Below are 22,202 nucleotides of genomic sequence, written 5' to 3'. Positions count from 1 at the left end.
CATGCGCCCTTTCGCCCGAAGGGCAGCCCCGTCCCTGCCGTTCCTCGCCGCCGGCGCGGTCACCCTGCTCCTGTGGGCCGCCGGCGCGCTCGAGCCCTTGGAGCGACCCCTGTACGACCTCCGGGTGTCGGCCCGTTTCCTGGCCGGGTCGCCCTCGGGCACCGCGTCGCGTCTGGCCGTGGTCGCGGTGGACGAGCCCTCCCTGGAGGCGCTGGGGCGCTGGCCATGGCCCGCCGAGCGCCACGCGCGGCTGGTGGAGACGCTGGCCGCGGCCGGGGCCGCGGCGGTGGGGCTGGACCTGATCCTCGCCGAGCCCACGGGAGAACGCGGGGACGAGGCGCTGGCCCGGGCCGTGGCCCAGTCCGCAGCCTCCATGCCGGTTTTCCTACCGGCCGGCCCCGAGGCTCCCCACGCCTCCCTCGCCCAGGCCGCAACCGGTCTGGGCTCCATCCGCTTCCCCCTGGATCCCGACGGAGCCGTACGGCGCCTTCCCCTGCCGGCCACAGGCAGGGGCACGGAGCCCCTCTCCGTGCTGCTCGCCCGGGTCGGCGGCTTACAGGAAGCCGGGGGACCCACCACGCTCTGGCTCGACCTCCGGCGCCCTCCCGTCCTCCGCTCCCCGCTGCGCCCCGAGGACCTCTTCCCAACGTTCTCCTACGTGGCGGTGCTGGATGGGCGCGTCCCCCCGGAAGCCCTGCGCGGGCGCATCGTGCTGGTGGGGGCCACCGCGCCCGGGCTGGGCGACCGCCACCTCACGGCGCTGCGCCGGCTGGGACCCGTGCCGGGCGTCTTCCTCCACGCCAACGCGGTGCGGGCCCTGCTGGATCCCGAGCCCATCCGGCGGGTACCCGGGGCCAGCCTGGCCATCTTCCTGGTCGTCCTGGCCATCGCCGCCTCGGTGCTCCGGACCGGCCATTCCGCCGCGCTCTTCTTCCCCCTTCAGGCCCTGGTGATCTACGGCGTCACAGCCGTGGCCGCCTTCGCGAGGGCGGGCGTGTGGCTGGAGCTCGCGCCCGCGGCGGCGGCCCTGGGCGGCGGGCAGCTGGTGGTGGGGCTGGAGGCCTACATGAGGGAACGGCACCGTCGAGCCCGGGTGGAAGCCACCTTCGGCCGGTACGTGAGCCCGGCCGTGCTACGGGAGCTGCTCCGCCCGGGTGCTGCGGCCGGCCCCGGCGGCCGCCGGTTGGAGGTGACGGTGCTCGTCACGGACCTCTGCCGGTTCACCCGCTTCGCTGAGGATCGGCCGCCCGAGGAGGCCGTGGAGGCCCTGAACGCCTACCTCGAGGCCATGGCGCGCCCCGTCCTGGAGGCGGGCGGCATGGTGGACAAGTACGTGGGCGACGGCCTCCTGGCCCTCTTCGGGGCGCCCCTGCCCGACCCCGGCCACGCCCGCGCGGCGCTGGCGGTGGCCGAGGAGATCCGTCGCTCCCTGCTAGCCTTGAACGAGGCCCGGGGCCTGGCCGGCGCGCCCGTGCTGCAGGCCCGCATCGCCCTCCATTCGGGCGAGGTGATCGCGGGGAGTGTGGGCACCGCCGAACGGCTCGACTACACGGCGGTGGGCGACCCCGTCAACCTCTGTGCCCGGCTCGAGAAGGCGGCGGCGCCGGGTGAGGTCGTGGCGACCCGGGCCGTCTTCGATCGGGCCGGGTTCACCCCGGGACCTCCTTGGGAGGGCCCCGAGCGCCTCCCCATTCGTGGCCGAGACGAGCCGGCGGAGGTGTACCGCCTGCCGGCCGAACCCAGGGCCGGCGTCCTCCAGGAGGTGTCGAACCCGACCGATCCATGATTCAGGAAGGCACGGGCGGCTGCACTCTGCCCTTCGCCAAACGCCCGGCGTTGTGTGACACCCGTCACGGAACGCAGGGCTCGCCCGGCCGATGATGGGGTCAGGGTCGGGCTACGGACCCACGATCCCCAAGGGAGGTGCAGCAGGTGCGCAGCACGAGGATGTTCGCGGCTTGGGCGCTTGCTTGGATCTTGGTTGCAGGCTTCCTCGTTACCGGTGTGGAAGCAGCTGGGTGGATCGAGTGGAGCCCCGACAAGGGCCTCTACTGGACCGACCAGGCGCAGGCGGAGGCGGCGGTGCGCATCGTCGAGGACGACGAGGCCGAACTCCAGCTCCTCTTCCAGGCCTTGAACCAGCTCACCGTCGAGGAGCAGGCGCGGCTGATGGAGCAGGTGCAGGCCGCCCGAGGCGGTCCTGGCCCCGCCGTCGTGAAGCCGGGCGATCTTCTGGAGGCCGTGGGGTCCACCGAGGCCCAGCGTCTCCGGGAGCAGGTCCAGGCCCAGGAGCAGCAGCGGGAACGAGAGCAGTCTTCCCAGGAAGACTCTGCTGACGATGCCGCCGACGACTCGGACCAGGACCAGGACCAGGACCGCGATCGGGACCAGGATCAGGATGAGGACCACGATCGGAACCGGGACCGCCAGAGCGACGAGGACTCCGACGACGACAGCACCGATGAGGATTCGAACGACAATGAAGACGGCAGCTCCGACGACCAGGACGACGGCAGCTCGGATGACAAGGATGACGGGACGCAGGCCCGTGGCCGCTGAGCTCGCGGCGGCGGGCTGATCCCTCGGACAGGGGATGGCTACTCTGCCCATCAGGTCCATCACCGCCTGGTTCTTGCTTCTCGCCGCCCTGATTTCGTGGCGGGGCGGCGTCGCGGCACAGGAACCCGTGGCTGCGGTGGTCTGGGCCTCGGGCGAGGCGCAGTGGCGGGCGGCGGGGAGCGGTACCTGGATGCCGCTCACCGCCGGCCTTCCCCTGGCTCCTGGGGACCAGGTCCGCACGGGTACCACCGGGCGGGCCGAACTCGCGTATCGTGCGGAGGCTGCACGCCTCTGGATCGAGCCGGATACGCACGTGACCGTGGGGGGCGCCTACCGGACGGCGGTGGTGGTGGCCACTGCCGGCCACGTGCGCCTGCCGGGCGATCTCCCTCCGTTTCGAGCAGCTTTCGTGCGCCTGGGCGCGGTGTGGGCGGAGCTTCGTTCGGGCCTGAGCCGCCTCTGGCGCTTCGAGGTCGAGACGCCCACGGCCGTGGCCGGCGTGCGGGGCACTCGCTTCCGGCTGAGCGTAGCTCCCACGGGTGAAACCAGACTCTACGTGGCCCACGGCGTGGTGGAGCTTCGCAGCCGTGCCCGCCGGGTCCTGGTGGCCGCCGGTGCGGTGGCCAACGCCCGTGCCGAGGGGGAACGTACGGGGCCCGTCCCCGGCGATCCGGACGACGGCCTGCCTGGATGGGACGACGACCTGTGGGAGGGCGACCCTGCAGATGCCGAAGACTTCCGGGAGGAGGGCGAGGCCCACGAGCCCGACTTCCGCTCGGACCTGGACGATCTCCGGGAGGAGTCCGAGGACGATCGCTTCCGCTGGATCGCAGACCTGAGGCCCCTGGTGGAGGAGGACCTGGCCCAGAACCACGAGCTCAGACGCCAGCTCATCGAAGAGGTGCAGGGCGCCGAGGACGGAGAGCGTTCCGGCCTCCTCGCCTGGCTGCTTGCCCTGGACGCGCAGGTCTCCTCCGGTTCCTCGGGTGGATTGGGCTCCGAGCCCCCGGGGGAGGAATCGGAAGCTGAGGAGAAGCCAGTCGGCGACCAGGACAGGGACCGCGGTGAGCGGGAGGACGACGAGGGCAGCGGTACGAACCGCGAGGACGGCGCAACGGACGAGGAGTCCGATGATGAGCCCGACAAGGATGAGAACGGGCCTGGGGGCGACGGGCAAGACGACCGGGAACACGCATCGCCGGAAGAAGACGACGGCTGGAGCGCCGGGGAAGCCCGGTGTGAGGGACCCTGACGAGCTGTGCGCTCTGCTCGTGCGCTCCTCCCTGCTGAAGGCCCTGCCGGATCCGACCCGGCGCGCCCTCGCGGCCCACCTGGAGCCGGTGGGCTTGGAGGCGGGCGCCTTCGTCTTCTTCCAGTCGGACCCCGGCGACGCTCTCTACCTGGTGGAAAGCGGCCGCCTCCGGGTCTTCCGCACGTCACCCGACGGGCGAGATCGCACCCTGGCCCACCTGGCCGCCGGAGACGTGCTGGGGGAGATGGCCCTCCTCGACGGGCTCGAACGATCCGCCACCGTGCAGGCCGTGGAGGCCACCCGGCTCTGGCGCCTGCGACGGAAGGCATTCCTGGAGCTCCTCCGCACCGACCCGGAGCTGTCGCTGAACCTGATCCAGATCCTGGCCCGCCGGCTGCGGGAGGCGGACCATCAGCTCGAAGAGGCCGCGGCCGGGCCGGTGCCCGAGCGGCTCCTGCGCGTGCTGCGACGGCTGGCCCTGCAAGAGCCAGTCCCCACCTCCACCCCTCCCGGCACCCCCCAGCGGCTACGGGTGACGCAGGACGAGCTGGCCAGCATGGTAGCGACCACTCGCGAGTCCGTCAACCGAGCCCTCGGGCGGCTCGAGACGCGGGGCCTGGTGCTGGGGCGGCACCGGGGAGGCCTGCTGGTGGATCGCCGCCGGATCCTGGCCCTCTTTCCCGAGGACGCGTAGGAGCAATCAGGGATGGGCGATCAGTGCGCCCACTGGAAGTCGCCCACCTCGGGGAACGCGGTGAGCGCCTCCTTCATCACCCTTTCGATGCGGGCCAGGGCCCCCTCGGTTCTCCCCTCGCAGCGGGCCACGATCACCGGCTGGGTGTTGGAGGCCCGCGCCAGCCCCCACCCATCGGGGAAGAGCACCCGGGCCCCGTCCACGTCGATCACCCGGTACTCCTTCTCGAACCGCTCCCGCAAGGCCTGGACCACCCGGAACTTGGCCTCGTCGGAGGTGCAGGGCACCCGGGTCTCGGCGGTGCCGGGGTAGCGGGGCACGGTCCGGCGGATCTCCGAGAGGGGGCGGGGATCCGCGGCCAGGATGCGGAGGAACCGGCCGGCCGCGTAGAAGGCGTCGTCGAAGCCGTAGTACTCGTCGGCGAAGAACATGTGGCCCGACATCTCGCCGGTGAAGACGGCGCCCAGCTCCCGCATCTTCGCCTTGATGAGCGAATGCCCGGTCTTGTAGAAGAGGGGGCGCCCCCCCAGCCGCTCCACCTCCTCCACCAGGGCCTGGGAGCACTTCACCTCGATGATGGCCGTGGCGCCGGGGTGCCCGGGGAGGATCTCGCGCCAGTAGAGGATCATCATCTCGTCGCCCCACATGACCTCGCCCTGGTCGTCCACCACGCCCAGCCGGTCCCCGTCGCCGTCGAAGCCCAGACCCACGTCGCACCGCTCGGCCCGGACCACCTCGCTCAGGTCGTGCAGGTTCTCCCGCTCCACGGGGTCCGGCTGGTGGTGCGGGAAGCGGCCGTCGGACTCGCAGTAGAGCGGCACGACCTCACATCCCAACCGCGTGAGGAAATCCACCGCGAAGAGGCTCGCGGTGCCGTTGCCGCAGTCCACGGCCACCTTCAGCGGCCGGGCGAGGCGGAGCTTCTCCTGGAGGATCCGCAGGTACTCACCGGAGGGGTCCAGGTGTTCCACCCGGCCCTCCCCGGAGACGACCGCACCCAGTGGCGGCTCCTCGGCCGCCGCCTGGCGGGCCATGCGGCCCAGCTCCTGGATCTGCTCGCCGTAGAGGGTGGCGAAACCCAGCGCCACCTTGAGGCCGTTGTAGGTGGGCGGGTTGTGGCTGGCGGTGATCATCAGGCCCGCGTCGAACCCGTAGTGCACCCGGGCGAAGTAGAAGAGCGGCGTGGTGACCACGCCCAGGTCCGCCACCCGCATCCCTTCGGACACGAGGCCCCGGACCAGCGCGTCTCGCAGGGAGTCGGAGCTGAGGCGGTTGTCGCGCCCTACCACCACCCGTTCCTGGCCCTCCCTCCGGAACCGGCGCGCGGCCGCCCGCCCCAGAACCTCCATCACCGGGGGCGTCAGCTCGCTCTCCACCAAACCCCGGATGTCGTACTCGCGAAAGATGTTGGACGGCACGCTCACGGGCATGCGAGGTCGCTCCTTTCGGTTGGCGGGCGCTGATGCGCGGGCTCCATCCCGCGAGCGGGCCAGCGGATTCCGGGCCACCCGCGGGCACCCGCGTCAATGGCCCTCGGACGCGCCGATCAGCTCTTCCAACCGGCCCGCCACCTCGCCGGCCTCGGCATGCCGCCCCAGCTCAGCCTTGGAGAAGATCGACTTGCCGTTCACCGACACTTCGAAGCGCCCCCCTCGGGACGGGCGGAGGGTGAGGCCTTCAATGCGATTCTTCCAGCGACCCAGGATCTCTTCCGCCAAACTGGCGGCTCGGCCCAGGTACCCTCACTGGGTGCAGTACTCGATCTCGATGCGCACCGTGGCATCCTCGTGGGTACTCAAGGTGGGTGCACCTCCCAAGAGGCTATTCTACCCTGCAGACGCCCCGATGGAAAGTCCTAGGCCGTGCCCGCGAGCCGCTGCCTCAGCTCCTCCGGGCTGGCCAGGGGCGGGGTGCACGTGAAGCGGCGGCAGAGGAACCCCCGGACCCGGCCCCGCTCCGGCGCCTTACCCTCCAAGACCGGCAGCGGCTCGGGCAGGGGCTTGCTCCAGGAGGCGGGGAGCGCGGCGGGCGTACTGCCAAAGATCGGCCGCAGGGGCGCCGTTCCCGCGGCCAGCCGATCCGGTGCGAAGGGGCCGTGCACCGCCTCCAGCCAGGGCCGCAGGGTGCCGGCTCCGGCCCCGGGAGGCGCGGCCACAGTCACCTCGTGCCATCCGCTCTCGTACACCTCCAGGAGGAGCAGGAGACTGCCGCTTCCCCATGGGTTCTCCGCCATCTGCGGGCGGTAGAGCTGGAGCAGCCGTCCCGCGAGCTCCCGCCAGCGGTCCTCGCCCATGAGCGAGTGGAGGGCCAAGAGGGCCCACCCCGCCGCGGCCGCGGGCGCGGGGAGGGACTGGTCCGTCGCCTCCTTCGGCCGGAAGACCAGCGCATCGCCCGATCCGTTCCCCTCGGGCGGCGGGGAGAGGAAGAAGCCTCCGCCCTCGGCGTCCCAGAACCGATCGACCATGGCCTCCGCCAGCGCTCGCACCGCCTGAAGGCAGGCCGGCTCGAAGGTGGCCTGGTAGAGCTCCAGGCAGCCCCAGGCCAGGTAGGCGTGGTCCTCCAGGTGACCCGGAATCGGCGCGGCATGTGTCCGGTAGCTGCGCAGGAGGCCTCCGTCGGGCCGCACCAGGTGCCGGAGCACGAAGTCGAGGGCCTGCCGGGCCGCCTCCACGAAGCGCACCTCACCCAGCACCGCCCCTGCCCGGGCGAAGGTGACGATGGCGAGCCCGTTCCAGCCCGCCAGCACCTTATCGTCGCGCTCCGGCTGGACCCGTTTCCCCCGGGCTTCCAGGAGCCGCCGGCGGGCCTCCTCCAGCCGGCGCGCCACCTCCTCGGCAGGGAGCCCGAAGCGCCGGGCCGCTTCCTCCGGTTCCAGCGCCCGGTGGAGGACGCTCCGCCCCTCCAGGTCCCCGCGGGAGGTCACCCCGAAGCAGGCCTCGGCCAGGCGGGCCTGGTCAGGGTCCAGCACGGCCCGAATCTCGCCGGGCGTCCAGAGGAAGGTTCCCCCCTCCACGCCGCCGGCGTCCGCGTCCTGGCTCGTGTAGAAGCCGCCTTCGGGGTGGCGCATCTCCTGCAGCAGGTACTCCAGGGCCCGCTCGGCACCGGTCCGGTAACGATCCTCGCCCGTCAGCTGGTAGGCCTCCAGGAGCGCCAGGGGGATCTGGGCGTTGTCGTAGAGCATCTTCTCGAAGTGGGGCACCCGCCAGCGGCGGTCCGTGGAGTACCGGTGGAAGGCCCCGCCCAGCTGGTCGTGGATGCCTCCGGCCAGGATCTTGTCCAGGGTCAAGAGGGCGTGGCGCACGTGGGGGTCCTCCCGTCCCTCTTGCCCGTAGCGGGCCTCGGCCAGGAAGAGGCGGATCAGCGGCACGTTGGGGAACTTGGGCTGGCTGCCGAAGCCCCCCTCCTGCCGGTCCGCGTGCTCGTCGAGCCAGCGGAGGGCATGCTCGACAAGGGCGCGGGCGCTGCCCGGCCCGGGAGGCCGGACCCCGTCCCCTCGCCCCGCCAGGGCCGCCCGGACGGGGTCCTGCAGCATGCGGAGGCCTGCCTGCACCTGCCCCACCACCTGCTCCACCCTGGCCCGGTCCTCCCGGTAGATGCGGCAGACCGTCTCCACCACTCGGGGGAAGGCGGGCATCCCGAAGCGCTCCGCGGGGGGGAAGTAGGTGCCGGCGTAGAAGGGCACGCATTGAGGCGTGAGGAAGACGGTGAGCGGCCAGCCGCCCTGAGCGCCCAGGAGCTGCGCGGCCTGCTGGTAGACGTGGTCCAGGTCCGGCCGCTCCTCCCGGTCCACCTTCACGCAGACCAGGTTCCGGTTCATGAGGCCGGCGATCTCCGGGTCCTCGAAGCACTCCCGCTCCATCACGTGGCACCAGTGGCAGGCCGAGTACCCGATGCTGAGCAGGATGGGCCGGTCCTCGGCCCGGGCCCTGGCCAGGGCCTCGTCACCCCAGGGGTACCAGTCCACGGGGTTGTACGCGTGCTGGAGCAGGTAGGGGCTCTGCTCGTGCACGAGGCGGTTGGGCTGCCGGGTCTTCCGTGTTTCCTGCCCTTCGGTCATGGCACGACCCTCCAAGGTTTCCTCTGGGCAGTATAACCACGGCGGGGGCGGTCTTCCTTCCCTCCTTCGGCGATCCCCCGACCCGGCAAACGGGAATGGGCGGAGGATCCCCCTTCCGGGATTCCTGCGCCCTCGCGAATTCGAAGGCGGTTCAGCGCACCAGAAGCGCCTGCTGTGGCCCCGGAACGGCTCCAAACCGGCACGCAGGGAGGAGCCGCTCCAGATCCCGTGCCATCCCCATGCTGCGGAGGGGGCATGGTAGCCGAAGGCCGCGTGGTGATCCTACGGTGACACGTGCCTGCGGCGCGCCCCCGCCCTTGTCGGGCTCTTCGCCTCCCTGGCGTCCCCGGGTCGTGGAAAGTTGAGACAGGATTGAGACCCTCCTTCACCCTCCCTGGCCTATGATGACGCTCGAACGCGGCCGCGTCGCCGTGGACGCGGTGCCAGCGGACGGCTTCTCTTGGCGTGAGCAACAACAAGGAGGATCCTGGGGTGAAGAGGCACTCTCTCTGGTTCACCGGGGTGGTCCTGATCGCGCTCTTGAACCTCCCATCCCACGCGATGGCCGGCTCCGTACTCGACGCCGGGCTTTTCCACAGCCTCATGCTGCGGGACGGATCTGTCCTTTGGACGTGGGGAGACAACGAGTTCGGCCAACTGGGGGACGGATCGACCACCGATCGGCCGACCCCCGCGCAGGTGAGTAGCCTGAGCGACGTCGCCGCCATCGCGGGCGGGGACTACCATAGCATGGCGCTCAGGAGCGACGGAAGCGTGTACGCATGGGGCCACAACGACTACGGGCAACTGGGCGACGGGTCGACCCTCCACCGCCCGACGCCTGCTCCGGTGAGCAGCCTGAGCGGCGTCATCGCCATCGCCGCCGGAGCCTACCACAGCGTGGCGCTCAGGAGCGACGGGACCGTCTGGGCCTGGGGAGACAACCGCTACGGCCAGCTTGGCGACGGTTCCATCACCGGCCGCCTCTCGCCCGTGCAGGTGAGCGGCCTGAGCGATGCCGTCGCCATCGCCGCCGGAGGTTACTTCAGCCTGGCGCTCAAGGGTGACGGGACCGTCTGGGCCTGGGGAGACAATGGCTCCGGTCAACTGGGCGATGGAACGAAAGCCCCGGCGACGACCCCGGTGCAGGTGAAGGGCACAGGCGGGACGGGCTTCCTGACGGGTGTAGCGGCCATTGCCGCCGGGGGCGCACACAGCCTCGCCCTGATCTCTGACGGCACCGTCCGGGCGTGGGGGGTCAACACCTTCGGCCACCTGGGCGACGGGACGACCACCGACCGGTGGACCCCCGTCCAGGTGAGCGGCTTGACCGGCATCACGTCCATCTCCGCCGGGGGCGGATATGGGATGGCGCTCAAGAACGATGGGACCCTTTGGGCCTGGGGCGACAACGCGTTCGGGCAGTTGGGAGACGGGTCTAGCACCCAGCGCCTGACCCCCGTCCAGGTAAACGGCCTCTCCGGTGTCGAGGAGATCGCAGCTGGGGGCTTCCACGCCCTCGCCAGGAAGGGCGACGGAAGCGTCTGGGCGTGGGGCGCCAACCTCTCGGGCCAGTTGGGCGATGGGACGACCACAGGACGAAACGCTCCCGTCCAGGTCATCTTCCCGAACTCGCCCCCCGTGGCCCGCGCCGGCGCGATCACCCACGGTCCCAACCCGGCCTCGGGCTCGGTCACCTTCTACTTCGAAGGCGCCACCTCCGGGACGCTGTACGTGCACGACGTCGCCGGGCGGCTGGTCTGGTCGGCCCAGGTGCATGCCGGGGACACCCAACGGACGTGGAACCTGGTCAGCTCGAGCGGTGCTCCTCTGGCAAGCGGGCTCTACCTCTACCGGCTGGTCGGACAGGATGGGACGCGCAGCTCGATTGGAAGGTTGGTGGTGCAACGGTGAGGTTCCTCCGCCATTCGCTCACGGCAACGCTGATCGCCTGGGTGTTCGCGCTTGCGCTTGGGATTTCCCCAGTAGCCCCCTCGGCCGCTGCCCAGGATCCCACCGGCACCGCGCCTCTGACCGCCTTCGGGCTCGGCGCCCGCCCCCTGGGCATGGCCGGCGCCTTCACCGCCCTCGCCGACGACGCCAACGCCCTCCACTACAACCCCGCAGGCCTCACCCACCTGGAAGGCCACGAGGTGACCTCCCTCTACGCCAGCCAGTACGGAGGCCTCTTCGGCACCTTCGCCGTCGGCTACGCCCAGCGGGGCCTCGGCGGAGCCTTCCTCACCTACGCGGTGGGGAATATCCCCTACACAGACGAGTTCGGCGCCGAGAGCGGCTCCACGTTCGGCGTGGGCGAGCAGCTCTTCCTGGGCTCCTACGCCCGGACGGTGGGACCCGTGGACCTGGGGATGACCGTCAAGTACTATCGCCAGAGCATCGAGACCGTCTCGGGCTCCGGGTTCACCCTGGACTTGGGGCTTCTCTGGGGTCCCGACGGAGCCCCCTACCGGGCCGGGCTCACCGCCCGCAACGCGCTCGGCCAGGTGAGCTACTCCACCGGGAGCACCGATGCCTTCGACCCCGTCCTGGTCCTGGGCGGCGCCTACCGGCTCGGGAACTTGGTGCTGGCCTTGGACAAGGACCTGCCCGGGCCCGTCCGACTGGGGGCCGAGTACCCCGTAAGCGAGTTCGTCGCCCTGCGGGCAGGGCTCCGCTCCGCGGAGGGGGTCACCTTCACCGCGGGGCTCGGCCTCACCTTCGACCCCTACGACATCCAGTACGCCTACGAGCAGCCGCCGGTGCTGGACCGTACCCACAGGATCTCCCTGGGGGTGCAGTTCTGATGGAGCGTCCGCAGAACGTCCGCCGCCGGCGCGCAACGGCCCCAAGGGCGCGGAGTACTGCAGCCCTCACGGGCGCCAACACGGCGACGCCCTCCTTCGTACCGGACCTGCCCGGCCGCCACGTGGTCCAGCTCGTGGTGAACGACGGCACCAGCGACAGCGATCCCGATACGGTCACCATCAACCTCGTCACCCTCGCGCCGCATCGGACTGGACCGAACCAGATGGTCCTATGGGCTCCATCATGATCTTCGAGCGAGGCTCCGGACGCGTTTCCCTCGCCCCGAGTTCGCTCCGGACGCGGTGGAAACGGACGACGTCTCCCGCCGCAAGCGACGGCAAGGAGGATCCTGGAGTGAAGAGGCATTCTCTTTGGTTTACCTGCCTGATCCTGATCACGCTCCTGACCTTTGCTCCCACCGCGAGCGCCGACACCGTGCTCGACGGCGGGAACGACCACAGCCTTGCGCTACGAGACGGTCAAGGGGCTTGGGCGTGGGGAAGCAACAGCAACGGCCAACTCGGAGACGGGACGACCACCTACCACCGCACGCCCGTCCAAGTAAGCGGCTTGAGCGGCCTCGTCGCCGTTGCCGGTGGGCAATCCTACAGTCTGGCGCTGAAGAGCGACGGAACCGCCTGGGCGTGGGGAGGCAACTTTCTCGGCCAGCTGGGCGACGGCACGACCGCCGATCGCCGGACCCCAGTCCAGGTTGGTAGCCTGTCCGGTATCGTAGCCGTCGCTGCTGGAGTCTTCCACAGCCTGGCGTTGAAGAGCGACGGGACCGTTTGGGCCTGGGGATACAACTTCTACGGCCAATTGGGGGACGGTACGCAGACCGACCACTCAACGCCGGTGCAGGTGAAAGGGCCCGGCGGAACGGGTGTCCTGATCGACATCATCGCCATCGCCGCTGGAGGTTTCCACAGCCTGGCGCTGAGGAGCGACGGGACGGTCTGGGCGTGGGGAGACAACTCCTCCGGCCAGCTGGGGGATGGGACGACCACCAACAGTTGGGTACCCGTGCAGGTGAAGGGAGCAGGTGGGACCGGTTTCCTGACCAACGCCGCCGAACTTGCTGGCGGCACCAGCCACAGCCTGGCGCTCAAGAGCGACGGGACGGTCTGGGCGTGGGGATCCAACGGCGCCGGCCAGCTGGGGGATGGGACGACCACCACCAGCGGGGTACCCGTGCAGGTGAAGGGACCGGGTGGGACAGGCCTCTTCACCAGCGTCGCCGCCGTTGCCAGCGGGTCCTTCCACAACCTGGCCCTCAGGAACGACGGGAGCGTCTGGGCGTGGGGATCCAACGTCTATGGCCAGCTGGGCGACGGATCAACGGCCAACCGCAGCACGCCCGTCCAGGTGAGCGGCCTGACCGACCCCGTGGCCATCGCCGGCGGGACGAGGCACAGCCTGGCGCTCAAGAGCGATGGAACCCTCTGGGCGTGGGGAAGCAACGACAGCGGGCAACTGGGCGACGGCACGTTGATCGACCGCCCGGTTCCTTCCCAGGTCAACTTCCGCCCTTCGGCCAACGCCGGGGCGGATCGACCGGTCCCCCTGGGCGCGCCCGTCACCCTCGACGGCTCGGGTTCCTCGGACCCCGAGGGCGACCCGCTCACCTACGCCTGGTCCTTCACCTCTCAGCCTGCCGGGAGCACCGCCACCCTCGCCGGTGCCAGCACGGCGACGCCCTCCTTCACCCCCGACCTGGCGGGCGACTACGTGGTCCAGCTCGTGGTGAACGACGGGACCAGCGACAGCGCCCCAGACACCGTCACTCTCACGGCCGTGCGCTCCGAGGAGGTCGCTCACGGCCCCAGCCCGGCCTCGAGCACCGTCACCTTCCACTTCGGGCCCGATGTCGGAGGCACTCTCTACGTTTACGCCGCCTCCGGCCGGTTGGCCTGGCACCAGGAGGTGCCCTCCGGAACTCGGGACCTCGCGTGGAACCTCACAGGCGACGATGGGCGCCCGCTCGCCAACGGCGTCTACCTGTACCTCGTGGTGCGAAGCGACGGATCTCGCTCTCCAGTTGGAAAGCTGTTGGTGATTCGGTAAGCAACCTCCGGCACGACGAGCTCACCTCTTGGGAGCTTCACGCGAGTTCACGGATGGGAGTCGATGACGGTGCACACCCACAAAAGGAGGTGGGCGCTCATGGCAAGCAGCCGCATGATCGCCATCAGAATCCTGGGTGCCCTGCTGCTCTTCTCGCTGCTGTTTCCCGCAGTTGCGCGGGCGCAGGATCCCTCGGGCACCGCACCCCTCACCGCCTTCGGCCTCGGCGCCCGGCCCCTGGGCATGGCCGGCGCCTTCACCGCCCTGGCCGACGACGCCAATGCCCTCTACTACAACCCCGCCGGCCTGGCCACCCTCCGGACCGCTCAGCTCACCTCCCTCTACGCCAGCCCCTTCGGCCTCTTCGACAGCTACGCCCTGGGCGTCGCCTGGCCCGGCTTCGGCGCCGCCTACTTGAGCTACCGGGTTGACGACATCCCGGCCACCGATCCCATGGGCAACCCTTCGGGGCCCGACCTTGCAGCCTCCGAGCAGCTCCTGATCCTGTCCTACGCCCATGCCTTCAACCCTGCGGACCACCTCGCCCTCTCCCTCAAGTACGACCATCAGGCCCTGGGAAGCGAGACGGGCTCGGGGTTCGCCTTGGACGCGGGGATCCTCTCCTCTCCGCCCGGCACCCCCTACCGGCTGGGGCTGACCTTCCGGAACCTGGGAGGGCGGATGCGCTACAGCACCGGAAGCTCCGATGCGTTCGATCCTGCGGTCGTCCTCGGGCTGGCCTACGCGGCCGAGCGCCTGACCGTAGCTCTGGACCAGGAGCTCCCCGGCCCCCTCCGGGTGGGGGCCGAGTACCGGACGGCGTCCTTCGTCACCCTGCGGGCAGGGCTGCGCTGGGAGGAGCAGCTCCGGCTGAACCACGTGACCTACACCGGCGGACTGGGGCTGGACCTGGGGTCCGTCTCGGTCCAGTACGCCTACGAGCAGCCGCCGCTGCTGGGCGGTACCCACCGGCTTTCGCTGGAGGTGCGGTTCTGATCGTGAAACCCGCAGTTCCCGTGACCCACGGTCCTTCGCCCTTTCGAGAGGCCGTCCACTTCCACCTGGACCTCGACCACCCGGCGTTGCTGGAGGTGCACACCGTGACGGGGAAGTGCATCCACTGGGCCGCGCTGTCCGCGGGCCGGGGGATCCATACCTGGAACCTCACCACCCTCGACGGTGCGCCGGCCCCCTCGGGCCTCTACTTCTACCAGGTGATGCTACCCGGAGGGGGCCTGCTGTCCGAAGGCCGGCTGGTGGTGCTGCGCTGACGGTTCCTCTGCAGCAGAGGGTGGCTCTCTCGGTATGTCCCAGATCCCTGTGGGATTCCGTTGACGCGCGTGTGCTAAGGAGTGAGGCACGTGTTCGTTCGATTCGCTCGGCTCGTGGCCGTCGTGGTGGTGGCCCTCCTGGGCGAGGGGCTTTCCGCCCATCGCCCAGGGGGCGGCCATCAGGAAGCGATGTCGATCTGGCCGTGGAGGGTTCCGAACGGTGAGGTGCCCATTGTCAGCCGGCGGGCTGAGCGCTAGAATCAGGGTGCCGGCTCCGTGGGTCCGTCCCGCGGATACCGGCGACAATTCATGGCCTTCGGGGCAGGGTGAGGGTGCCTCCCACACGGGCGAAGGCTCCCGATTCCCGACCGGTGGTGATGCCCGCAGGCTTTCGCGGCAGGGTCGTCCGCGACCCGACCACGAGGAGCGGCGGGACGAGTCCATCCGCCTCAACGCGTGATCCGGTGCGAACCCGGAACCGACGGTACAGTCCGACTGGGCGAGGGTCCCACGGCTTCGGCAGGCTCTCCGCAGCCTGCCCGCCGCCCCTTCGACCCGCCTCCCGGCTGGGATTGCCTTCCGACGGGACCTCTTCGATGGACCCGCCCGGACCGCCGGTCCCGGCCTCCGTGTTCTGCGGATCCGCCCACTGCCCTGCCCTCCGGCCTCAAGGAGACGAGAGTCCCATGGCATCGCACGAGCCCGTGCCCGCTGGTCAGGCCACCGAGGACGCTGCCGCCCGCACGGGCACCTTCACCGTCAAGTCGGGCCTCGCCCAGATGCTGAAGGGTGGGGTGATCATGGACGTCACCACCCCCGAGCAGGCCCAGGTCGCCGAGGAGGCGGGCGCGGTGGCCGTCATGGCCCTGGAGCGGGTGCCCGCCGACATCCGGGCTCAGGGCGGAGTCGCCCGCATGGCCGACCCTACGGTGATCACCGCCATCATGGAGGCGGTGACCATCCCGGTGATGGCCAAGGTCCGCATCGGCCACTTCGTAGAGGCGCAGATTCTCGAGGCCCTGGGCGTCGACTTCATCGACGAGAGCGAGGTCCTCACCCCCGCCGACGAGCGCTTCCACATCGACAAGCACGCCTTCAAGGTGCCCTTCGTCTGCGGGGCCCGCGATTTGGGCGAGGCGCTCCGCCGCATCGGCGAGGGCGCCGCCATGATCCGCACCAAGGGCGAGGCAGGCACCGGCGACGTGCTGCAGGCCGTCCGGCACATGCGCACCGTGCAGGACGAGATCCGCCGCCTTACCCGGCTTCCCCGGGAGGAGCTGATGACGGCGGCCAAAGAGCTGGGGGCGCCCTACGAGCTGGTGGTGCGGGTGGCCGAGGAAGGCCGGCTGCCGGTGGTCAACTTCGCGGCCGGCGGCATCGCCACCCCGGCGGACGCGGCGCTCATGCGCCAGCTCGGGGCGGACGGCGTCTTCGTCGGCTCAGGCATCTTCAAGTCCCAGAACCCGGCGGCCCGCGCCCGGGCCATCGTCGAGGCGTGCACCCACTACGACGAGCCTGCGGTGCTGGCCGAGGTCTCCCGGGGCCTGGGCGAGGCGATGCCCGGCCTGGACACGAGCCGCATGGCCGAGGCGGAGCGGATCCAGGGGCGGGGGTGGTGAGGGTGTCCCAGGATGGACGGTCGGCGACGTCCGAGGCGGGCGACCGGTTCGGAATCCGGCCCCGCGTGGGCGTCCTGGCCTTGCAGGGATCGGTGGGAGAGCACCTGGCGCATCTGAGGGCGGCGGGGGCCGAGGCGGTCCCCGTCCGCTCACCCTCGGTGCTGGAGGGTCTGGCAGGACTCATCCTTCCCGGAGGCGAGAGCACCGCGCACGAGCGCCTGGGCCGGCGCGACGGCTGGCCCGAAGCCCTCCGGGCCTTCGCCGCCGAGGGCGGTGCGCTCTACGGGACCTGCGCCGGTATGATCCTTCTGAGCGACGGCATCGAGCCCCCCGACCCCCGGGATCCGAGGGCGCTGGGACTCCTTCCCCTCCGGGTGAGCCGCAACGCCTACGGGCGGCAGGTGGCCTCCTTCGAGGCACCCCTCGAGATCCCCGTGCTCGGACCCGAACCCTTCCCGGGCGTCTTCATCCGAGCGCCCCGGGTCGCCTGGGTGGGCGACGGGGTGGAGGTGCTGGCCCGCCATGCCGAGGAGCCCGTCCTGGTCCGGCGAGGCCGGCTGCTGGCCGGCAGCTTCCACCCTGAGCTCACGCCCGACCTGCGACTGCACCGCCTGTTCGTGGAGATGGCCATGGGCCGGGAGGGCCGGACTCCGGTGGCACGGGCCGGCTGAGGGGCCCCGCGGATCCGCCGGCGAGCAGCGCCCCAAAGCGCCTGGGTTCCGTGTCAGGGGCGGCGGGGCTCTCACCGGCGCAGCCCGGCGGTCCCGCCTTCTCACCGAACGGGGTGCTCGGGGCCCCGGCCTCGGTACGCGTCCACGAAGGCGTCCACGGCGGCGCGGTCGTAAGCCCGTAACGGCAGCCTCTTCCCCCAGGCGGTGAGGATCAGCGGGTGCTCGGGGTCGTCCCGCCAGGGCACGGCCAACACCGCGTCCCACGGGCCCGTGTACCACCGGGTCAGCTTCTGCAGGTGCTCCGCGACCTCGTCGCTCAGGGCGTCGGGGTGGTAGTAGATCACCACGTGCCCGTGCTCGAGGTTGTGAACCAGGAGGCCCAGCTGCGGCAGGGTCTCGTGGAAGCCCGGAAGGGCAACGCCGTCGTAGTGGGGCCCCGAGGTGGGCGGCAGGCTGCGATACTCAGGGGAAACGCTTGCCGGGACGTGCTGGCGCCCCTCGACGGGTACGTTTTCCACGGCCGCGAGTGCGGGAACCGGGGGACTGCCTGCACCCAGCCTCCAGACCACAAGGCCTGTCACCACCAGGGCTGCCGCGCCTCCAACCATGAGCCAGGTGTTCCGGACCTGGACCGGAGACCGTCGCCGCTTCCTTGAGGTCGTGGCTCGGCCGTCCTTTCCTGCGGGCTTCCTCTTTGCGCTCACCACGGCTTCCCCCTTCCGGGCGCGTTCACGCCCCGTCCAGCGAGAGCCTCCGGATGCTGCCCAGCACCTCCCGGGCCTCGTCCAGCCGGCCCCATGCGTTCCAGAGCAGGATCCCCACGACCCGGTCGCCCTCCAGGTAGTGGACGATGCCCTCGCGGTAAGGCTCCTTCCAGAGGGCCTCGGTGCGGTGGCGGGAGCTCAGGTCGCCCACGGCCTCGAAGCCCAGGTCGAAAAGGTCCGAGTAGAACATGGGCGAGAGGTCGTACCGCTCGGATCCGCCAGCCATGTTCACGCCGGCCGTCTCGCCCTGGCGGATGGCGTTCTCCTCGTGCTCCACCCGCGCCAGGCGGCCCAGGGCAGCGTAGGGGAAGCGGGCCACGTCGCCCGCCGCGAAGACGTCGGGGTCCTCGGTGCGGAGGAAGCCGTCCACCACGATGCCGTCGTCCACCCGGAGCCCCGCCTCCTCGGCCAGGCGGGTGTCGGGGCGGATGCCGATGCCGGCCACCACCCCGTCCGCCTCCAGGCTGGTGCCGCTCTTCAACCGCACCCGGGACCGCCCGGTCGCGGAGCTCCCGCCAACCGGCTCCACGGCCACGGGCGCGTCTCCGGCCAGCACCTCGACGCCCTTCTCCCGGTAATAGCCCGTCACCCAACGGGCCAGATCGCCGGGCAGCACCCGCTCCAGCACCGCTGCCTCGGGAAAGACCATCCGTACCTGCTTCCCGTTCTGGGCGAGCGCGGCCGCCAGCTCCGCCCCGATGAAGCCGCCCCCGATGATCACGAACCGCTCGCCGGCCTCGGTGCGACGCCGCAGCGCGTGGTAGTCGTCGAGGGTGCGGTAGTAGAGGATCCGATCCTCGCCGAAGGGAAGCTGCTTCACCCGGCCGCCCGTGGCCAGGAGGAGCTTCTCGTAACGGAAGACGCGCCCGGACACGTCGGTGACCGTGTGCGCCGCCCGGTCCAGATGGGCCACCTCGGTACCCAGGAAGAGCTCCACACCCACCTCTCCGTACCCTTCCTTGCGGAGGGGGAGCTTCTCTTCCGACCCTCCCAGCCAGAGGCCCTTGGAGAGGGGCGGGCGCTGGTAGGGCGGGTGCGGCTCCAGGCTGAAGAGGGCGATGGAACCCTCGGGGTCCAGCTTCCGGATGCCCCGGACGGCGTGCTCGCCGGCGAAGCCTCCCCCCACCACCACGTGCCGAAACGAACGGGTCTCCGTCGCCATGCCGTTCGCCTCCCTGGGGATGCCTCTCATACTGTGCGCCGTGCGGGGCGGTGTGGTTCTCAGAGATCGCGCGACCCTCACCCGCAAGGCTCCGCACCCCACGCCAGCCCACCCCACCGCGCCAGGAACGGCGTCTGCTCGGGCACCGGGCGGAGCTCACCACCCCGCCCGCCGGATGAGCCCCAGGATGTGGGCGATCTGGCCGGTGTGGTAGCCCTCGTGGTGGATCAAGGTGGTGTAGACCTGGCCCAGGGTGGTGGTCCGCCGGAGGAACTCGACGGGTCGGTTGAGGGCGGGCTCGCCCATCTTCTCCAGCGCGTCCAGGGTCTGGGCGCGGCTTTCTTCCAGGTAGCGGATCAGGTCCGTCCAGGGCGGCAGCACCGCCTCGGGGTCGAAGGGGCGGGTCTGGTAGCGGGGCCGGTAGCTTTGGCCGAGGACCCTTTCGGTCACCCACTTGTCCTCCACGTCGGCGACGTGCCAGAGCAGCTCGCCCACGCTGTGGGAACCGGGGGCGGGGCGCCAGCGCAACGGGTCGCGCGGGACCTCTGGGATGGCCCCGTCGGTCGCCCCGCCGCGCAGGATCCTGAGGAGCGTCGAGCGGGATGCGTCCAGGCCGTTCCGGATCAGAACGACTCCCTCCACCGCCGTCCACCTCCATACAACGATTCGGTCAATGGCAGAGAGTGGTTTCGGCGGCCTGGGCGCCACTCCTACTCCACCCGCAGGAAACCGAGGCTGATGGAGCCGTCCCCCAGGACGTAGCCCAGGACGGGACTCAGGTCGGTGCTGAGGACGGTGTCCGGATCGAACCGCTGGCGGATCTCGGCGATGAGGGAGTCCGCCCGCTCGGGGGCCCGGACGTGGTTGACCGCGACGTAGAGTCTTCCCTTCCCCGGGGCCTCGATCTCCACCCGCCGGACCAGCTCGTCCAGGCCCTGCCGCCATCCCATGGGCCTGGCCGCCGGCTCGAACTCCTGGCCCAGGCGGAGCACCGGCTTCACCTGCAGCGCGCTCGCGGCGAGGGCGGCGGCCTTGCCCGCCCTTCCGATGTGCACCAGGTACTTCAGGGTGCTCAGGACCATGTAGGTGCGCGCCCTGGGCACCAGGCGCCGCACGTGCTCCGCCACCTGTTCCAGGCTCTCCGCCTCGCGCCCGTACCGGGCGGCCTCCAGGGCCAGGACCGCCTCACCCCCTGCGGCCGTTTCCGTATCGATCACGGCCACGGGCACCTCCGGGTGTCGTTCGCTGAAGGCTTCCGCCGCCTGCACGGCCGAGGTGTAGGTCACGCTCAGCTTGCGGGCCGGGCTGAGCACGAGCACCCCGTCCACCCCGGGTAGGTGATCCTCCATGGCCCGCAGGTAGTCGCCCGGGCTGACCCCCGTGGTGGTGGGCAGCTCTTTCAGGTGGGGCCGCATCTCGTAGAAGGCCTCCGCCGTCAGGTCCAACCGGTCCCGGTAGACTTCTCCGTCGATGACCAACCCCACCGGCGCCAGCGTGATGCCGTTGGCCTCCAGCACCTCCTGCGGAAAGGCCGCCGTGGTGTCGGCCGCGATCCCGAGCCGCACGAGCCTCACCTCCTGCCGGGGGATACGAGCGGGAAGCCACCGGGTTCAGTGGGGCGCCTCGCCACGCACCGTGCCACCGGCAAGCCCGCGGCGGCGACGCGCACGCGCGGCGCCCCTCCGGCCCCGAAGCCCAGGAGCCGGCCCCCCGTTGGCGAAGCAGGTGGCAGAGCGTTTTGAGCGGGTTGATGGACGCACCTGGGGGATGAGCGGTCTGGAAACGTGGCTCGGTCTGGACGAGGCGGGTCGGGGCTCGGTGATCGGCCCCATGGCCGTGGCCGCGGTCTGGGTTCCCGCCGGGCGGGCGGAGGAACTCGCAGCCCTGGGCGCGAGGGATTCCAAGCAGGTGCCCCGGGAGCAGCGGGCCGCGGTGCTGGCCCGCATCGAGGCGGTGGCGTTCCACAGCCGCGTGGTGCTGGTGCCGCCCGAGCGGATCCAGGACGACACCCTCACCCGCCTGGAGCTGGAGGCCTTCGCCGCCCTCATCGGGGAGCGGCCCGCCGACCGCATTTTCCTCGACGTGCCCGCCCCACCCCGGGGGATCGCCCGCTTCCTGGAGGCGCTGGAGCATCGGGTGGGCAGGCCTCTTCCTCTCGTGGGCGAGAACCGGGCGGACCAGACTTACCCCATCGTGGGGGCGGCCAGCATCCTGGCCAAGGTGACCCGCGACCGGGAGCTGGACGCCCTGCGGGAAGCCTATGGTGACGTGGGCTGGGGCTATCCGGGAGAACCCCGGGTGAAACGTTTCCTGGAGGAGTGGTACCGGCGGGAGGGATGCTTCCCGCCGGTGGTGCGGAGCCGCTGGAGCACCGCCCGCGAGATCGCCGCCGCGCTCGACCAGGGACGGCTCTTCGGCGGTCAGCCCAATCCTGCCGAGCGCACCAGGAGCAGCGAGAGGTAGAAGGCGATGGCTCCCAGGAGGGAGTAGACCCCCTGGGCCCGCCCGGTCTCGCCGTGGCTGGCGGGGATCATGTCCGTCGCGCCGATGTAGATGAGGGCCCCTGCGGCCAGGGGTAGCAGACCGGGCTCGGCGCCGGCGGCCAGGTTTCCCAGCAGGAGCACCGTGAGCGCCCCTATCAGGGTCGCCAGGGCCAGCACCCCTCCGGACCAGCCCGCGAGCGAACCGCTCCGGGCCCCGCCCCTGCCCAGGGCGCCGAGGCTGAAGCCAACCGGAAACTTGTGGAAGGTGACGGCCAGAAGCACCAGCACCCCGCTGGAGAGCCCGGCGGCGAAGCTTCCCATCAAGGCGACGCCGTCGAAGAAGGCGTGCACCGAGAGGCCGCCCAGCGCAGCGAAAAAGGCGGCAGGTCCGCCGGATGGAAGACCCCCCCGGGATCCCCGTCCGCCCCGGGCCTTCCGGGCGGCGTTCCCCGCGGGCCGGTGTTCGGCGTGCTCATCGGGGTGCAGGTGGGCCGGGAAGAGGCTTTCCGCGGCGTAGACCAGCAGGTACCCCACGAAGACGAAGGGGAGCCACCGGGCCCCGGCCTCCTCGGCCACGTGGGGGATCAGATCCAGGAAGGCGGCCGCCAAGAGGAAGCCGGCCACGCCTGCGAGGAGATGGGCCATGCGATCCGGTCTCAAGGGTGCCACGCGCACGGCCACCAGGCTACCCGCCAGCGTAGCCAGGCTTGAGAGCGCCACGAGCAGCAGGGCCAACCAGTGCGTGTGGATAGACGCTCGTCCTTTCCACCCCTGGGCTCGAGGTCCGGCGTGACCTGGGCA

General features: G+C 71.0%; 22 protein-coding genes. 14 read left to right on the top strand and 8 right to left on the bottom strand.

Going from position 1 to position 22,202, the window contains the following annotated elements; genetic code table 11:
* Position 1: 1 nt before the first annotated feature.
* The 4 genes from LIP_RS05090 to LIP_RS05075 all read left to right on the top strand — a co-directional run bounded on the left by LIP_RS05090 (position 2) and on the right by LIP_RS05075 (position 4,505).
* Entirely contained in the window at positions 2–1,786 is a 1,785-nt protein-coding gene (locus LIP_RS05090; RefSeq protein ID WP_068135184.1) for a CHASE2 domain-containing protein, read from the top strand.
* A gap of 146 nt (positions 1,787–1,932) precedes the next feature.
* The gene (locus LIP_RS05085; protein ID WP_144440343.1) at positions 1,933–2,559 is read left to right on the top strand and encodes a hypothetical protein; all 627 of its coding nucleotides are present in this window, start codon (positions 1,933–1,935) and stop codon (positions 2,557–2,559) included.
* A 34-nt stretch (positions 2,560–2,593) separates the two neighbouring features.
* Entirely contained in the window at positions 2,594–3,811 is a 1,218-nt protein-coding gene (locus LIP_RS05080) for a FecR family protein (RefSeq protein ID WP_068135179.1), read from the top strand.
* On the top strand, positions 3,798–4,505 hold the full coding sequence (locus LIP_RS05075) for a Crp/Fnr family transcriptional regulator (protein ID WP_068135176.1): 708 nt from the start codon (positions 3,798–3,800) through the stop codon (positions 4,503–4,505). Before LIP_RS05080 ends, LIP_RS05075 begins: the two co-directional genes overlap by 14 nt.
* 20 nt (positions 4,506–4,525) lie before the next feature.
* Here LIP_RS05075 and LIP_RS05070 read toward each other — a convergent pair whose 3' ends face one another.
* From LIP_RS05070 to LIP_RS05060, 3 genes are all read right to left on the bottom strand, one after another.
* A complete protein-coding gene (locus LIP_RS05070) occupies positions 4,526–5,929 on the bottom strand; it encodes a phosphomannomutase/phosphoglucomutase (protein WP_068141564.1) in 1,404 nt (467 codons plus the stop codon).
* A 99-nt stretch (positions 5,930–6,028) separates the two neighbouring features.
* Positions 6,029–6,241 (bottom strand): SelT/SelW/SelH family protein, encoded by a 213-nt coding sequence (locus LIP_RS05065; RefSeq protein ID WP_068135173.1) that lies wholly within the window; start codon positions 6,239–6,241, stop codon positions 6,029–6,031.
* A gap of 119 nt (positions 6,242–6,360) precedes the next feature.
* Entirely contained in the window at positions 6,361–8,562 is a 2,202-nt protein-coding gene (locus LIP_RS05060) for a thioredoxin domain-containing protein (protein WP_068135171.1), read from the bottom strand.
* A gap of 492 nt (positions 8,563–9,054) precedes the next feature.
* Here LIP_RS05060 and LIP_RS05055 point away from each other — a divergent pair, with 492 nt between their 5' ends.
* The 9 genes from LIP_RS05055 (at position 9,055) to pdxT (ending at position 16,992) form a co-directional block, all read left to right on the top strand.
* Positions 9,055–10,476 carry an RCC1 domain-containing protein gene (locus tag LIP_RS05055; protein ID WP_068135168.1) on the top strand — a complete coding sequence of 474 codons (1,422 nt, stop codon included), beginning with the start codon at positions 9,055–9,057 and terminating at the stop codon, positions 10,474–10,476.
* Entirely contained in the window at positions 10,473–11,366 is an 894-nt protein-coding gene (locus LIP_RS05050) for a PorV/PorQ family protein (protein WP_068135163.1), read from the top strand. The genes LIP_RS05055 and LIP_RS05050 overlap by 4 nt, the downstream gene beginning before the upstream one ends.
* Positions 11,366–11,614, top strand: coding sequence for a hypothetical protein (locus tag LIP_RS18410; protein ID WP_144440342.1), 249 nt, complete (start codon positions 11,366–11,368; stop codon positions 11,612–11,614). The genes LIP_RS05050 and LIP_RS18410 overlap by 1 nt, the downstream gene beginning before the upstream one ends.
* A gap of 107 nt (positions 11,615–11,721) precedes the next feature.
* Positions 11,722–13,431, top strand: coding sequence for an RCC1 domain-containing protein (locus LIP_RS17625; protein WP_198409733.1), 1,710 nt, complete (start codon positions 11,722–11,724; stop codon positions 13,429–13,431).
* 99 nt (positions 13,432–13,530) lie between these two features.
* Positions 13,531–14,427, top strand: coding sequence for a PorV/PorQ family protein (locus LIP_RS05040; protein WP_068135159.1), 897 nt, complete (start codon positions 13,531–13,533; stop codon positions 14,425–14,427).
* A 2-nt stretch (positions 14,428–14,429) separates the two neighbouring features.
* The gene (locus tag LIP_RS05035) at positions 14,430–14,702 is read left to right on the top strand and encodes a hypothetical protein (protein ID WP_144440341.1); all 273 of its coding nucleotides are present in this window, start codon (positions 14,430–14,432) and stop codon (positions 14,700–14,702) included.
* 90 nt (positions 14,703–14,792) lie between these two features.
* Positions 14,793–14,960 (top strand): hypothetical protein, encoded by a 168-nt coding sequence (locus LIP_RS18855; protein WP_158509564.1) that lies wholly within the window; start codon positions 14,793–14,795, stop codon positions 14,958–14,960.
* A 428-nt stretch (positions 14,961–15,388) separates the two neighbouring features.
* Positions 15,389–16,321 carry a pyridoxal 5'-phosphate synthase lyase subunit PdxS gene (pdxS, locus tag LIP_RS05030; protein ID WP_068135153.1) on the top strand — a complete coding sequence of 311 codons (933 nt, stop codon included), beginning with the start codon at positions 15,389–15,391 and terminating at the stop codon, positions 16,319–16,321.
* A gap of 2 nt (positions 16,322–16,323) precedes the next feature.
* Positions 16,324–16,992, top strand: a complete 669-nt coding sequence (pdxT, locus tag LIP_RS05025; protein WP_068135150.1) for a pyridoxal 5'-phosphate synthase glutaminase subunit PdxT — start codon at positions 16,324–16,326, stop codon at positions 16,990–16,992.
* A 101-nt stretch (positions 16,993–17,093) separates the two neighbouring features.
* Here the strand turns inward: pdxT and LIP_RS05020 are convergent, their stop codons facing one another.
* From LIP_RS05020 to LIP_RS05005, 4 genes are all read right to left on the bottom strand, one after another.
* On the bottom strand, positions 17,094–17,576 hold the full coding sequence (locus LIP_RS05020) for a DUF3105 domain-containing protein (RefSeq protein ID WP_068135147.1): 483 nt from the start codon (positions 17,574–17,576) through the stop codon (positions 17,094–17,096).
* A 145-nt stretch (positions 17,577–17,721) separates the two neighbouring features.
* The gene (locus LIP_RS05015; protein WP_068135144.1) at positions 17,722–18,918 is read right to left on the bottom strand and encodes an NAD(P)/FAD-dependent oxidoreductase; all 1,197 of its coding nucleotides are present in this window, start codon (positions 18,916–18,918) and stop codon (positions 17,722–17,724) included.
* A gap of 156 nt (positions 18,919–19,074) precedes the next feature.
* On the bottom strand, positions 19,075–19,560 hold the full coding sequence (locus LIP_RS05010) for a DinB family protein (RefSeq protein WP_068135142.1): 486 nt from the start codon (positions 19,558–19,560) through the stop codon (positions 19,075–19,077).
* 68 nt (positions 19,561–19,628) lie between these two features.
* Complete coding sequence (locus LIP_RS05005) at positions 19,629–20,483, bottom strand: DegV family protein (RefSeq protein WP_068135139.1); 855 nt, start codon at positions 20,481–20,483, stop codon at positions 19,629–19,631.
* A 148-nt stretch (positions 20,484–20,631) separates the two neighbouring features.
* Here LIP_RS05005 and rnhB point away from each other — a divergent pair, with 148 nt between their 5' ends.
* Entirely contained in the window at positions 20,632–21,381 is a 750-nt protein-coding gene (gene rnhB / locus LIP_RS05000) for a ribonuclease HII (RefSeq protein WP_068135136.1), read from the top strand.
* Here rnhB and LIP_RS04995 read toward each other — a convergent pair.
* Positions 21,339–22,082, bottom strand: coding sequence for a ZIP family metal transporter (locus tag LIP_RS04995; protein WP_144440339.1), 744 nt, complete (start codon positions 22,080–22,082; stop codon positions 21,339–21,341). The genes rnhB and LIP_RS04995 overlap by 43 nt on opposite strands.
* Positions 22,083–22,202: the final 120 nt, after the last annotated feature.

The sequence above is a fragment of the Limnochorda pilosa genome, from assembly GCF_001544015.1.
In the GTDB taxonomy this organism is placed as follows: Bacteria; Bacillota; Limnochordia; order Limnochordales; family Limnochordaceae; genus Limnochorda; species Limnochorda pilosa.
Note: the sequence above shows the minus strand (reverse complement) of the source record. Positions and strands in the feature narration are given on the sequence as shown.